We start from the raw sequence: 12,774 nt of genomic DNA on the forward strand, positions 1-12,774 counted from the left end.
ACGTTGTCGCGACGTGTCCGGCTTCGAATCGGCGGACGGGCGGGTGGCCGGCCGTCCGCAGGGTGGGGATCAGCGGCCGATGTTCCTGGTCCAGGCGCCGAGGATCGCGTCGCGGTCCTTGGCGGACTGGGCGAAGTCCATCTTGTAGAGAACGGTGCCGAGGTCGGCTGGCAGGCCGGCGGCCTTGGCCGCCTTCGACTGCGGCGCACCGGGCAGGGTCACCATTTCCTTGTACTTGGTGTAGAGCGCCGACGCGCCGGGCGACAGCGTCCAGTCGAGGAAGCGCTGCGCGTCGGCCTTGTTCTTCGCCTTGGCCATCAGGCCCGAGGCTTCGAGTTCGTAGCCGGCGCCATCGCTCGGGATCACCATCTTGACGGGGTAGCCTTCCTCGATGGACTGCATGGCGGCGAAGGCCAGCGAGGTGCCGATGGCGAATTCACCCGCGCGCGCCGCCTTGCACGGGCGCGAGCCCGACTTGATGTACTGCGCGACATTGCCGTCGAGCGTCTTGAGGAACTTCCAGCCTTCGTCTGTGCCCTTGGACTGCAGCAGTGCCGCGATCTGCAGGTAGCCGGTGCCCGAGGACACCGGGTTGGGCATCACGATCTCGCCCTTGTAGACCGGGTTGGTCAGGTCCTTCCAGCTGGTGGGCATCGGCAGCTTCTTGGCCTTGAGCACCTCGGTGTTGACGCAGAAGGCGCCTACGTAGCCGGTGGTGGTGAACCACTTGCCGTCGGCGGCCTTGTTGGCGGCGGCCAGCTTCTCGCTGCCCTTGGGCGCATAGGGCTCGAGCAGTGCGGTGATGCGCGGGTCGAGCATGTTGGTCAGGGCCCAGCCCCAGATCACGTCGTGCTGCGGGTTGGCCGATTCGGCCAGGATGCGTGCGCCGAGGTCGCCGGTCGACAGGCGCAGCACCTTCACGTCGATGTCGGGCATGTCCTTCTTGGCGGCGGCGACGTAGTCCTTGATCTCGTCCTCTTCCAGCGCGGAATAGACGGTGATGGTGCCGGCGTGGACAGCGCCTGCGAGCAAGGCGGCGACGAGGATGGCGGGGCGGAAACGAGCGGTGGCGGACATGGGAACCTCCAGGGTGCGGTGATCGGAAATGGGGCGGAACGGATCGGGGTGCTTCACCAATACTGTGCAAATAATTGCGTTTGTGCGAATACTGGTAATTTGCAACAATATCCACAAGCACCATCCATGCCACGATCCTGACCGGCATGCATGACAACTCTTTGACAACCTGCGCTGCCTGCGGCCGACTTCCCAATGCCCCACACCGACTACCTCTCACTCGCCGGCCGTCTCGCCGACGTCGCCGCCGCGCACTCGCTGGGCAGCTTCCGTACCGGCCTGCAGGTCGACCTCAAGGCCGACGCCAGCCCGGTCACCCTGGCCGACCGTGCGGCCGAGGCCGCCATGCGCGCCCTGATCAACGAGGCCGTGCCGGCGCACGGCATCCTGGGCGAGGAGCATGGGCGCGAGCGCATCGACGCCGAGCGCGTGTGGGTGCTCGACCCGATCGACGGCACCAAGAGCTTCATCACCGGTTCGCCGCTGTGGGGCACGCTCATCGCGCTGGTGCATGGCGGCCGCGTCGAGCTGGGCATGATCGACATGCCGGTGCTCGGCGAACGCTGGATCGGTCAGCCGGGCATCGGCGCGCACTGCAACGCAAGGCCGGTGCATGCCGGTGGCTGCACCACGCTCGCAGAGGCGCGCGTCCTCACGACCTCGCCCGATGCCTTCGCGCCCGATGAATGGGCCGCCTACGACGCGCTGAGCCGGCGCGGTGCGATGCGGCGCTTCGGCGGCGACTGCTATGGCTACGCGCAGCTCGCGGGCGGCCATGTCGACATCGTGGCCGAGTGCCAGCTGCAGCCCTACGACTACATGGCGCTGGTGGGCGTGGTGGAAGGCGCGGGCGGCGTGATCACCGACTGGCAGGGGCGCGCGCTGTCCATCCACTCGAACGGGCGGGTGCTGGCGGCCGCGACGGCCGCGCTGCACCGCGAGGCGTTGTGCTGGCTGGCGGCCGTGCCGGACATCGCCGCCTGAAACGACAACGGCCCGCATCGTGCGGGCCGTGGCGCTTACGCCCGGGTCATGCCGGGCTCACAGCGCGGTCAGACCCATGGCCGGATCGCTCACCGAAGGCTGGCCCGTCTCGACGCGGCCGGCGAAGCGACGGTAGTAGTTCATGTCGGCATCGCAGGTCACCTCGAAGTCGTACCAGCGGCCGCTGCCCGCGAGCTCCCAGTGCTGCTCGGCCGTGGCGCCGCCCGCAACCGTCGAAACCCACGGGCCGTCCTCCCGGTAGGCCTTGGCGCGGATGGTGAACTTGGCGGCGTTCTTGCCCGTGTTGGTCATGCTCAGGTAGACATTGCCGTTGGTGATGTCGTAGCAGACGCGCACCTCCGGCACCGGCGTATCGCCCGCGCGCAGCATGTTCAGGTCGCCCTTGAAGTGGCGGTGAAAGCCGTTCGGGCCCAGCACCCAGAGGTCGTAGTGACCGGTGTTGTCGGTTGCGGCGTTCCAGACGTCGTCCAGTGCCTTGCCGGCCTCCACCGCGTAGCGGCGCGGCAGGCGGTCGAGGTTGAGGCGGTCGTAGACATGGAACACCGCGCCGGCCTTTCCGGTGTTGGAGAACAGCAGTTGCACCTTGCCGCCGACGCTGTCGACCCGGGCGCTGACGTGCAGTTCGTACGGCAATGCGCGCGAGGGGCGTGTGCCGAGCGCCTGCCGCGGCAATTGCTGCGTGGCCGGCGGAACGATCTGCGCCAGCGCCTGCTGCTGCGCACGCAGTGCATCGGCGTCGCTCTTGTTCTTGCGGCCGGCCAGCGTCGGCAGCACCTCGGTGTTGGGCGTCGCGAAGTTGAAGGCGCTCATCAGGTCGCCGCATACGGCGCGGCGGAAGCCGCCGATGCTGGGCTCCTTCACGCCGAAGCGCTGCTCGATGAAGCGCAGCACCGAGGTGTGGTCGAACACTTCGGAGTTGACCCAGCCGCCGCGGCTCCAGGGCGAGATCACATACGCCGGCACGCGCACGCCCGGGCCATAGACGCGGCTATCGGGCAGCGGCTGCCCGGTGGTGCCGGCCGGCGCCGGATGCGTGAAGCGCTCGAAGGCGATGTCGGCATCGGGCAGCGTGGTCTTGCCGGCGGGCGAACCGTCCGGGTTGAGCGAGGGCGCCGACGGCGAGGGCACATGGTCGAAGTAGCCGTCGTTCTCGTCGAAGTTGACGATCAGTACGGTCTTGCTCCAGACCTCGGGCGATGCGGTGAGGGCGTCCAGCACCTCCTGGGTGTACCAGGCGCCTTGCACCGGGCTCGAGGGGCCAGGGTGCTCGGAGTAGGTCGCGGGCGCCACCACCCAGCTCACCTGCGGCAGCTTGCCGCCGAGCACGTCCTGCTTGAAGGTCTGCAGGAAGCCGCCGTCGGGCATGGTGTTGGCGATGCCCTTGTAGAGCGGGTTGCCGGCGTTGTCGCTGGCCGGGTCATAGGCGGGCGAGACCACGTTGTCGTCCGAGCTCACCAGTTTTCCCGAGGCTTCGTTGGCACGGCGGTACTGTTTGAAGCCGGCGAGCGAGTTGTCGGTGAAGTTGTCGGGCATGTTCTGGTAGACGATCCAGCTGACCTTCGCTTCCTCGAGACGTTCCGGATACGTCTTCCAGTCGTAGCCATTGGTCGAGGCGTCGATGCCGTCCCATTCGTTGTTCACCACCGCCACGCCGGCAGCGGTCGGGCCGTTGGTGCCGGTCCACAGGAAGAGGCGGTTGGAGTTGGTGCCGGTGTGCATCGACGCGTGGTAGGCGTCGCAAACGGTGAACGCATTGGCCAGTGCGAACTGGAAGGGGAGTTCCGCCTCCTTGTAGTAGCCCATGGAAGCCGTGTTCTTGTAGCGCGGCCACTGGTACATGCGGCCGCCGTCCCAGGCGTCCTGGCCATTGCTCCAGGAATGCGGCGTGCCGCTCACGCGCTGCGCATTGCCCTGGGTGCCGTCCAGGTGGTAGGGCAGGATGGGCTTGCCGGTGGCATCGCTCTGTTGCCAGACGTTGCGGTCCTTGGGCAGCGGAATCGTGAAGCGGTCGCCGAAACCACGCACGCCCATCAGCGTCCCGAAGTAGTGGTCGAAGGAGCGGTTCTCCTGCATCAGGATGACGATGTGCTCGACGTCGTTGATCGTGCCGGTCTTGTTGTTCGCGGGGATGGCGAGCGCGCGGCGGATGCTCGGCGGAAAGGCGGCCAGCGTGGCGGCGGCGATACCGGTGGTGGCGGTGTTGCGCAGGAAGTTGCGGCGGGATGTCGTCATGGTGTGTGCTCGCTAAAGGGTCAGGGTGCGCAGCGCATTTCGGGCTTGACGGTGGTGTCAGGCGTAGTGGGCGCGGTCGGTGTCGTGGGGGTGGCCGGCGTGCTGTCGCTGCCGCCGCCGCAGGCGGTCAGCACGAGGGTCAGCAGGGCCAGCGCGGCGCCGGTGGCCAGCCGGCGTGGCGTTGCACGCAAAGAAGATGAGAGAGGGTTCATCGGGGGCTTTCAAGGGGTGGGTCAATGCGGTGAATCCGGCGAATTGCAGTTGCGTCGAAAGTGCAACCAAATCCACAACTACCATTCGTGCCACGGATCTTCATCCGCGTGCGTGACAAGCCTTTGACAGCCGACGAGCGGCAACCAATGCGCGGATCGCGATCACGGTCCTTGCGTCGGCCGCTGCTCGGCCCCTAGAATCCATCCCGCTCCGGGGCGCACGTGTCGACGTGCTGAGATGGCGAATCCATTCGCCGAACCCGCGAACTTGAACCGGTTAGTACCGGCGGAAGAAGAGCTGCAGTTCCCCTGATCCACAGGTCCCGGTCACCGGGCCGTGGGTCCGTCGAGCGATCGCGGAGCACCCCTCATCCCCACAGGAGTGCCTCATGAACGCCACCGACAAGTTCGCCTCGCTGCTCACGCTCACCCGCGAGCCCTTTCCCGCCTCCAGCAAGTCAGCCATCGTCGGCAGCCGGCCCGACCTGCGCGTGCCCGTGCGCGACGTGGCGCTGACCAACGGCGAGTGCGTCTCGCTCTACGACACCTCGGGGCCGTACACCGATTCAACGGTCGCCATCGACGTGCGTCTCGGGCTGCCTGACGTGCGCGGTGCGTGGATCGCGGAGCGCGGCGACACCGAAAGCTACGAAGGTCGTCGGTTGGCCGCGCTGGACGATGGGGTGAAGGGCGAGGAAAACTTGCGCATCGCGCAGCTGCGCGCCGATGCGGCCGCATTGCAGCGCACACCGCGCCGAGCGAAGAGCGGCGCCAACGTCACGCAGATGCACTACGCCCGCCGCGGCATCGTCACGCCCGAGATGGAATACGTGGCGCTGCGCGAGAACGGCAAGCGCGAGTGGATGGCCGAGTACCTGGCCAACGAGGAGCGCGCCAGGCGCGTGGCCGGCAACCCCATGGGCGCGCGCATTCCGCGCATCATCACACCCGAGTTCGTGCGCGACGAGGTGGCGCGCGGCCGCGCCATCATCCCGGCCAACATCAACCACCCCGAGGTGGAGCCGATGGCCATCGGCCGCAACTTCAGGGTGAAGATCAACGCCAACATCGGCAACTCCGCCGTCACCTCGAGCATCGAGGAGGAAGTGGAGAAACTGGTGTGGGCGATCCGCTGGGGCGCCGACAACGTGATGGATCTGTCCACCGGCAAGAACATCCACACCACGCGCGACTGGATCGTGCGCAATTCGCCCGTGCCCATCGGCACGGTGCCGATCTACCAGGCGCTGGAGAAGGTGGGCGGCGTGGCCGAGGACCTGACCTGGGCGATCTACCGCGACACGCTGATCGAGCAGGCCGAGCAGGGCGTCGACTACTTCACCATCCATGCGGGGCTGCGCCTGCCCTTCATCCACCTCACGGCCAACCGCATGACCGGCATCGTCTCGCGCGGCGGCTCGATCATGGCCAAGTGGTGCATCGCGCACCACCAGGAGAGCTTCCTGTACACGCACTTCGAGGACATCTGCGACATCATGAAGGCCTACGACGTGAGCTTCTCGCTGGGCGACGGCCTGCGCCCCGGCAGCGGTGCCGACGCCAACGACGAGGCGCAGTTCGCCGAACTGCGGACGCTGGGCGAGCTCACGCAGGTGGCCTGGAAGCACGACGTGCAGACCATGATCGAAGGCCCCGGCCACGTGCCGATGCACATGATCCAGGCCAACATGGACGAGCAGTTGAAGCACTGCCACGAGGCGCCCTTCTACACGCTCGGCCCGCTGACCATCGACATCGCGCCGGGCTACGACCACATCGCCAGCGCCATCGGCGCCGCCATGATCGGCTGGGCCGGCACCGCGATGCTGTGCTACGTCACGCCCAAGGAACACCTGGGCCTGCCCGACCGCGACGACGTGAAGCAGGGAATCATCGCGTACAAGATCGCCGCGCACGCGGCCGACATCGCCAAGGGCCACCCGGGGGCGCGCTCGCGCGACGACGCTCTGAGCAAGGCCCGCTTCGAGTTCCGCTGGCAGGACCAGTTCAACCTCGGCCTCGACCCCGACACCGCGCGCGACTTCCACGACGAGACGCTGCCCAAGGACGCCAGCAAGACCGCGCACTTCTGCTCCATGTGCGGGCCGAAGTTCTGCTCGATGAAGATCACGCAGGAGGTGCGCGAGTACGCGGCGCAGCGCGGCCTCGACGAAGGCGCGGCGGTGTTCGACGGGATGCATGCCAAGTCGGCGGAGTTCAAGGTGGCGGGCGGGGAGATGTACATCCCGATTCAGGCCGATCGCCCGTAGGGAGGCGGGGCGATTGCTACGATCGCCTCATGAACCTATCTCTCCCCTTCGATGCCGTCCTGTTCGACTGCGACGGTGTGCTGGTCGACTCCGAACCCATCACCAACGGCGTGCTGCGCGACATGCTCGAGGAGCGCGGCTGGGTGCTCACGCGCGACGAGTGCATGCGCATCTTCGTCGGCAAGGCCGTCAAGGACGAGCGTGCGCTGATCGAGGCGAAGACCGGCTCGCCGGTCACCGACGAATGGCTGCAGAGCTTCTGGGAGCGCCGCAACGTGCAGCTCGACCGCGACCTGGTCGAGATCCCCGGTGCACCGGTGGCGGTGCGGGCGCTGCACGCCGCGCTGGGCGGCCGCATCGCCTGCGCGTCGGGCGCCGACCGCAGGAAGGTCGAGCTGCAGTTGCAGAAGATCGGCCTGTTCGATGCCTTCGAGGGCCGCATCTTCAGCGGACACGAGATGCCGCGTTCCAAGCCCTTTCCGGATGTCTACCTCGCCGCCGCGTCGGCGCTGGACGTCGACCCGACGCGCTGCGCGGTGATCGAGGACACGGTGACCGGCGCCACCGCCGGCGTGGCTGCGGGCGCCACCGTGTTCGGCTACAGCCCGGGCGGGCTCGGGCACAGCGGCGCCGAGGCCTTGCGCGGTGTGGGTGTGGCGCAGGTCTTCACCGACATGGCGCAGCTGCCGTCGGTGCTGGCTGCGTGGCGCCTGCGCGCGGCCTGACGGCGCAACGCCTCGGACCTCAGCCCTCGAAGTGCGGCCCCGGCCCCTCCTGCGAGAGCGCATCCTGTGCATTGCGCAGCGGGCAGGCCTTGAGCGACAGGCAGCCGCAGCCGATGCAGCCGTCGAGCTGGTCGCGCAACTGGGTCAATGCCAGGATGCGTGCGTCGAGATCGTCCTTCCAGCCGCGCGAGAGGCGGCGCCAGTCGGCGGCGGTTGGGGTGCGCTCGGCCGGAAGCGCCTGCAGTGCGTCGGCAATGGCCGCGAGGGGAATGCCCACGCGTTGCGCGATCCGGATGAAGGCCACGCGGCGCAGGATCGAGCGCGGGTAGCGCCGCTGGTTGCCGGCGCTGCGCGCGGCGCGGATCAATCCCTTGGATTCGTAGAAGTGCAGCGCCGAGACGGCCAGGCCGCTGCGTGCGGCGACCTCGCCGATGCCGAGTTCGGCGGGTGGAGATGCAAGGGGCATCGAGGGCTCCAGAAAGTTCTTGACCTCAACTTAAGTCGAGGTTTGATACTAGCGCCTTCTTCTTGCATCCCTGCCGCCATGTTGCCCTTCAAGCGTCCGTCCGCTGCGCCTGCCGCGCTCCCCATCCTCATCAATCCGCCGCGTCTGTACGACCCGCGGCCCAACGGTTACTCGCATGTGGCGGTGGCCACCTCGCCGGCGCGCTTCATCTACGTGGCCGGACAGGGCGGCGAAGACGCGGCCGGCGAACTCCCGCCGGCTTTCGAGGCGCAGGTGCGGCAGGCGTTCTGCAACCTGCTGACGGCGCTAGAAGCCGCCGGGGCCGGCGTGGTGGATGTCGTGAAGCTGGTGGTGCTGATCGTCGACCACAGCGAGGCACGGCTGGCCGTGTTGCGCCGGGAGATCGCCGCCGTGTGGGGCGACGAGCCCCCGCCCGTGTGTACGCTGATCCCGGTGCCGCGGCTGGCGCTCGACGGCATGTGCTTCGAGGTCGAGGCGACCGCGGTGCAGGCGGTGCCCACGGCGGCCCGGGCCGACTGAGGCATGCGTCCCGTCCACGTCCTGTCCCCGACGGCGCCAGTCGCGGCCGCACCGGGTCATCTTCGCCTTCCGGTCCTGCTGCTCATGGCGGTGGCCGCGGGCCTGTGCGCCGGCAGCAACTACTTCAATCAGCCGCTGCTGCACTCGATCGCGCTGAGCCTGCAGGTGAGCGATGCCGCGGCGGCGTTCACCGTCACGCTCGCGCAGGTGGCCTACGCCTGCGGGCTGCTGCTGCTGGTGCCGCTGGGCGACAAGCTCGAACGGCGCGCACTGGCGGTCGGGCTGATGCTGCTCACGGCAGCCGGGCTGTTCCTGAGCGGCTTCGCATCGAGCCTCGGCATGCTGATCGCAGGCACGGCGGTGACGGGGCTGTTCTCCGTTGCCGCGCAGACGCTGGTGCCGATGGCGGCCACGCTGTCGGACCCGCAGCGCAGTGGCCGCGCCGTCGGCTGGATGATGAGCGGCCTGCTCACCGGCATCCTCGCGGCACGCAGCGTCGCCGGCCTTCTGTCGGGCGCGGGCGGCTGGCACACGGTGTACCGCGCGGCGGGCGTGGCCATGGTGGTTGTCGCCGTGGTGCTGTGGTTCGTCCTGCCGGCCTCGCGCAATGCGGCGCCGCAGAGCTACGTGCGCACGCTGCGCTCGCTCGGCACGCTGCTCATGGCGCATCCGCGGCTGCGCAGCCGTTCGTTGCTCGGTGCGCTGAGCTTCGCTTCGGTCAGCGTGCTGTTCTCGACCATGGCCCTGCTGCTGTCGGGGCCGAGCCATGGCATGAGCGACGTGCAGATCGGGCTGGTGGGCCTCGTGGGCGTGGCGGGCGCGCTGATGGCGAGCGTCGCAGGGCGGCTGGCCGACCGCGGCCAGGGCCAGACCACGACGGCGGTGTCGGTGCTGCTGATGGCGCTGGGCTGGCTCCTTCTCTGGCTCGGTGCCCACAGCCTGGGCCTGTTCCTGCTGGGCATGCTCGTGGTCGACATCGCACTGCCGGGCGTGCATATCAGCAACCAGAGCGTGATCTACCAGCTGGCGCCCGAGGCCCGGTCGCGCATCAACGCGGTCTACATGACGGCCTACTTTGCGGGCGCGGCGTCCGGGTCGGCCCTGGGCGCCTTGGCATGGCGCCTCGGCGGGTGGCCGGCTGCCTGCGCGCTCGGCGCGGTGCTGGCGCTGCTGGCCGGCGGCGCCCTGTGGCGCGACCAGCGAATCGCCCGGCGCGCTGCCCGCGCCTGAGGCGCCGGCGGTCGATGAGGGCGATTGACGGGCCACGCCCTTCGCACCACAGTGCGTGGGCGCCTGGCCTTCCCCCGTGCGGCGCGCAACCAGGAGCGCCATGACCCAGATCGGTAAACCGCCATGCGACGACGCCGTGATCCGCAGCGGCCACGATGTCGCCGCACCCTGTTCCGACGCGGTCAAGCGCGGCATCCTGCTGGCGGCCATCCTCGGCTCGAGCATGGCCTTCATCGACGGCACCGTGGTCAACGTCGCACTGCCGGCCATCCAGCGCGACCTGCACGCCGATGCCTTCCAGGCGCAGTGGGTGGTGGAGTCGTATGCGCTCTTCCTCGCTGCGCTGCTGCTGGTCGGCGGCTCGCTGGGCGACCACTTCGGCCGGCGCCGCATCTTCGCCATCGGCGTCGCGCTCTTCGCGGTCGCGTCGGCGGCCTGCGCCGCATCGGCCACGGTGCAGCAGCTGATCGCCGCGCGCGCGGTGCAGGGCATCGGCGCGGCCCTGTTGGTGCCGGGGAGCCTCGCGCTCATCAGCGCGTCCTTCCCGGAAGGCGAGCGCGGCAAGGCGATCGGCACCTGGTCGGGCGCGAGCGGCATCACCGCGGCCATCGGCCCTGTCATCGGCGGCTGGCTGGTCGACCAGTATTCCTGGACCTGGGCCTTCCTCATCAACGTGCCGATGGCGGCGGTGGTGCTGTGGGTGGTGTGGCGCCGCGTGCCTGAAAGCCGCAGCCCGTCGGCGGGCGGGCTTGACGTGCTCGGTGCGGTGCTCGCGACGGTCGGCCTGGGCGGCATCGTCTACGCCTTCATCGAGGCGCCGGTGCAGCAGTGGCATGCGCCGGCGGTGATCGCGGCGCTGCTCGTCGGCATCGTGGCGAGCGCCGCCTTCGTATGGGTCGAGTCGCGCGCCCGTGCGCCGATGCTGCCGCTGGCCCTGTTCGCGCGCCGCAACTTCGGCGGCGCCAACGTGCTCACGCTGCTGCTCTATGCGGCGCTGGGCGGCGGCCTGTACTTCTTCCCGCTCAACCTGATCCAGGTGCAGGGCTACTCCGCCACGGTGGCCGGCGCGGCGCTGCTGCCTTTCATCGTCATCATGTTCCTGTTCTCCGCCAAGGCCGGGCAGCTGGTCGACCGCTTCGGACCGCGCCTGCCGCTGGTCGTCGGCCCGACGATCGCCGGTGTCGGCTTCGCACTCTTCGCGCTGCCGGGCATCGGCGCGAACTACTGGACGGCCTTCTTCCCCGCCGTGGTGGTGCTGGGCATCGGCATGACGATCACCGTCGCGCCGCTCACCACCACCGTGATGAACGCGGTCGGGCCCGACCTGGCGGGCATCGCCTCGGGCGTGAACAACGCGGTGTCGCGCACCGCGGCCGTGCTGGCCGTCGCCGTGTTCGGGCTCGTGATGGCTGCCGCCTTCGATGCCAGCCTGGCGGCGAGCCTGCGCGAGATGCAGGCGCCGCCCGAACTCGTCGCGCATCTGGACACGCAGCGCAGCCGCCTCGCCGCGGCCGAGGCGCCCGCGGGCCTCGACGCCGCCAGCGCGCAGGCCGTGAAGGCGGCGGTGCAGCACGCCTTCGTGGCGGGGTTCCGGTGGGTGATGGGGATCAGCGCGGTGCTGGCGCTGCTGAGTGCGGCGAGTGCGTGGCTGTGGATCGGCGGCAGTGGCATGTCCGCAAATGGCCAGCGTCGCGGCGCGTGAGCCCCGACCATCGGGGCTTCTCAGTCAGCACGTTGTCATGAGCCCATCACTCCCCCGTTCCTTCGCCGCCCTCACCGGCGCCAACCTGGCCGCGCAGTCGGCCGAGCAACTGAGCCTGGCGGCCGTGCCGCTGGTGGCCGTGCTGCTGCTCGGCGCCGGGCCGGGCGAGATCGGGTTGCTCGCGGCGATGCAGACGCTGCCCTTCCTGCTGCTGTCGCTGCCGCTCGGCTGGATGGCGGACCGCTTGCCACGCCGTCGGCTCATGGTGGGTGCGGAGCTGCTGCGCGCCGCGTCGCTGCTGGGGCTGCTCGCGGCGGTGGCGACGGGCCGGCTGTCGGTCGGCGGGCTCGCGGTGCTGGGCTTCATCGGCGCGGTGGGCACGGTGGCCTTCAGCGTCGCGGCGCCGGCGCTGGTGCCCGCCCTGGTGCCGCGCGCCGCGCTGGCGCAGGCCAACGGACGGCTGGAACTCGCCCGCAGTGCCGCCTATGCCGGCGGGCCGGCGATCGGTGGTGCGCTGGTGGCGTGGGCCGGCGCGTCGGCCGCCTTCGTGCTGGCGACGGTGCTGTCGGTCGCCGCCGTCGCGCTGCTGTGGCGGCTGGTCGAGCCGCCGATGGCACCGCGCGCGGCGCGCCATCCGCTGCGCGAGGTGCAGGACGGCGCGGTCTTCGTCTGGCGCGACCCGATGCTGCGGCCCATGCTGCTGACCGCCGTGGCCTGGAACATTGCGTGGTTCGTGCTGCAGGCTGCCTACGTTCCGTATGCGATCCGTGTGCTGGGGCTGGGCGCCGGCGTGGTCGGCGTCACGCTCGGGGCCTTCGGCGGGGGCATGGTGGTGGGCGCGCTGCTGGCGCCACGCCTGGTGCGCGCCATGCCCTTCGGCCGCGCGATCCAACTGGGGCCGGTGGTGTCGGTGGCCGCCGCCGCGACCATGGTCGCCACCTTGTTCGTGCCGAGCGCCTGGGTCGCGGGGCTGTCCTTCTTCCTCTTCGGCGCGGGGCCGATCGTGTGGACCATCACCTCGACCACGCTGCGCCAGAGCCTCACGCCCGCCGCGATGCTCGGTCGCGTGGGCGCGCTGTTCCTCACGGTGAACGCGGGTGCCCGGCCGATCGGTGCCGCGCTCGGCGGGCTGGTCGGCGCGCGCTGGGGCGAGGCCGCCTGCCTGTGGCTGGCGCTCGCGGGCTTCGTGCTGCAGGCGCTGCTGATCGTGCGCTCGCAGGTCGGCGGACTGCAGCGGCTGCCGGAGGCCGTGGCGTAGGTCCCTTGCGACGCAGCAGCATGGCGAAGCCGGCTGCACGGTCCGCGCGGCCGAGGG

General features: G+C 69.7%; 11 protein-coding genes and 1 riboswitch. Of the genes, 7 read left to right on the top strand and 4 right to left on the bottom strand.

What is annotated here, in order from left to right; all coding sequences use genetic code 11:
- Nucleotides 1–69: 69 nt before the first annotated feature.
- Nucleotides 70–1,077: an ABC transporter substrate-binding protein gene (locus tag N8A90_RS04410; RefSeq protein WP_262073433.1), complete on the bottom strand. Its 1,008-nt coding sequence runs from the start codon at nucleotides 1,075–1,077 to the stop codon at nucleotides 70–72.
- A 195-nt stretch (nucleotides 1,078–1,272) separates the two neighbouring features.
- Between N8A90_RS04410 and hisN the strand changes: the two genes are divergently transcribed.
- Nucleotides 1,273–2,061 carry a histidinol-phosphatase gene (hisN, locus tag N8A90_RS04415; protein WP_262073434.1) on the top strand — a complete coding sequence of 263 codons (789 nt, stop codon included), beginning with the start codon at nucleotides 1,273–1,275 and terminating at the stop codon, nucleotides 2,059–2,061.
- Between the two features lie 57 nt (nucleotides 2,062–2,118).
- On the opposite strand, the gene N8A90_RS04420 is transcribed toward hisN, so the two are convergent.
- Both N8A90_RS04420 and N8A90_RS04425 read right to left on the bottom strand, forming a co-directional pair.
- Nucleotides 2,119–4,314, bottom strand: a complete 2,196-nt coding sequence (locus N8A90_RS04420; protein WP_262073435.1) for a phosphocholine-specific phospholipase C — start codon at nucleotides 4,312–4,314, stop codon at nucleotides 2,119–2,121.
- 20 nt (nucleotides 4,315–4,334) lie between these two features.
- Nucleotides 4,335–4,526 carry a hypothetical protein gene (locus N8A90_RS04425; RefSeq protein WP_262073436.1) on the bottom strand — a complete coding sequence of 64 codons (192 nt, stop codon included), beginning with the start codon at nucleotides 4,524–4,526 and terminating at the stop codon, nucleotides 4,335–4,337.
- Between the two features lie 202 nt (nucleotides 4,527–4,728).
- A riboswitch (TPP riboswitch) is annotated at nucleotides 4,729–4,838 on the top strand.
- Between the two features lie 77 nt (nucleotides 4,839–4,915).
- Here N8A90_RS04425 and thiC point away from each other — a divergent pair.
- A complete protein-coding gene (gene thiC, locus N8A90_RS04430; protein WP_262073437.1) occupies nucleotides 4,916–6,796 on the top strand; it encodes a phosphomethylpyrimidine synthase ThiC in 1,881 nt (626 codons plus the stop codon).
- A 29-nt stretch (nucleotides 6,797–6,825) separates the two neighbouring features.
- A complete protein-coding gene (locus tag N8A90_RS04435) occupies nucleotides 6,826–7,521 on the top strand; it encodes an HAD family hydrolase (RefSeq protein ID WP_262073438.1) in 696 nt (231 codons plus the stop codon).
- A gap of 19 nt (nucleotides 7,522–7,540) precedes the next feature.
- On the opposite strand, the gene soxR is transcribed toward N8A90_RS04435, so the two are convergent.
- A complete protein-coding gene (gene soxR / locus N8A90_RS04440; RefSeq protein WP_262073439.1) occupies nucleotides 7,541–7,987 on the bottom strand; it encodes a redox-sensitive transcriptional activator SoxR in 447 nt (148 codons plus the stop codon).
- 78 nt (nucleotides 7,988–8,065) lie between these two features.
- On the opposite strand from soxR, the gene N8A90_RS04445 reads away from it, so the two are divergent.
- The 4 genes from N8A90_RS04445 to N8A90_RS04460 all read left to right on the top strand — a co-directional run bounded on the left by N8A90_RS04445 (nucleotide 8,066) and on the right by N8A90_RS04460 (nucleotide 12,717).
- The gene (locus tag N8A90_RS04445) at nucleotides 8,066–8,527 is read left to right on the top strand and encodes a RidA family protein (protein WP_262073440.1); all 462 of its coding nucleotides are present in this window, start codon (nucleotides 8,066–8,068) and stop codon (nucleotides 8,525–8,527) included.
- Nucleotides 8,528–8,530: 3 nt separating this feature from the next.
- The gene (locus N8A90_RS04450) at nucleotides 8,531–9,757 is read left to right on the top strand and encodes an MFS transporter (protein ID WP_410087634.1); all 1,227 of its coding nucleotides are present in this window, start codon (nucleotides 8,531–8,533) and stop codon (nucleotides 9,755–9,757) included.
- A 100-nt stretch (nucleotides 9,758–9,857) separates the two neighbouring features.
- The gene (locus tag N8A90_RS04455; protein WP_262073441.1) at nucleotides 9,858–11,459 is read left to right on the top strand and encodes an MFS transporter; all 1,602 of its coding nucleotides are present in this window, start codon (nucleotides 9,858–9,860) and stop codon (nucleotides 11,457–11,459) included.
- A 37-nt stretch (nucleotides 11,460–11,496) separates the two neighbouring features.
- On the top strand, nucleotides 11,497–12,717 hold the full coding sequence (locus N8A90_RS04460) for an MFS transporter (protein ID WP_262073442.1): 1,221 nt from the start codon (nucleotides 11,497–11,499) through the stop codon (nucleotides 12,715–12,717).
- Nucleotides 12,718–12,774: the final 57 nt, after the last annotated feature.

This window comes from Variovorax sp. N23 (assembly GCF_025486315.1).
Lineage (GTDB): Bacteria > Pseudomonadota > Gammaproteobacteria > Burkholderiales > Burkholderiaceae_C > Variovorax.

Coding starts and splice junctions, on each gene's coding strand:
- N8A90_RS04435 (WP_262073438.1), top strand. CDS start 6,826: ATGAACCTATCTCTCCCCTTCGATGCCGTCCTGTTCGACTGCGACGGT.
- N8A90_RS04455 (WP_262073441.1), top strand. CDS start 9,858: ATGACCCAGATCGGTAAACCGCCATGCGACGACGCCGTGATCCGCAGC.
- N8A90_RS04450 (WP_410087634.1), top strand. CDS start 8,531: ATGCGTCCCGTCCACGTCCTGTCCCCGACGGCGCCAGTCGCGGCCGCA.
- N8A90_RS04425 (WP_262073436.1), bottom strand. CDS start 4,526: ATGAACCCTCTCTCATCTTCTTTGCGTGCAACGCCACGCCGGCTGGCC.
- N8A90_RS04410 (WP_262073433.1), bottom strand. CDS start 1,077: ATGTCCGCCACCGCTCGTTTCCGCCCCGCCATCCTCGTCGCCGCCTTG.
- hisN (WP_262073434.1), top strand. CDS start 1,273: ATGCCCCACACCGACTACCTCTCACTCGCCGGCCGTCTCGCCGACGTC.
- thiC (WP_262073437.1), top strand. CDS start 4,916: ATGAACGCCACCGACAAGTTCGCCTCGCTGCTCACGCTCACCCGCGAG.
- N8A90_RS04420 (WP_262073435.1), bottom strand. CDS start 4,314: ATGACGACATCCCGCCGCAACTTCCTGCGCAACACCGCCACCACCGGT.
- N8A90_RS04460 (WP_262073442.1), top strand. CDS start 11,497: ATGAGCCCATCACTCCCCCGTTCCTTCGCCGCCCTCACCGGCGCCAAC.
- soxR (WP_262073439.1), bottom strand. CDS start 7,987: ATGCCCCTTGCATCTCCACCCGCCGAACTCGGCATCGGCGAGGTCGCC.
- N8A90_RS04445 (WP_262073440.1), top strand. CDS start 8,066: ATGTTGCCCTTCAAGCGTCCGTCCGCTGCGCCTGCCGCGCTCCCCATC.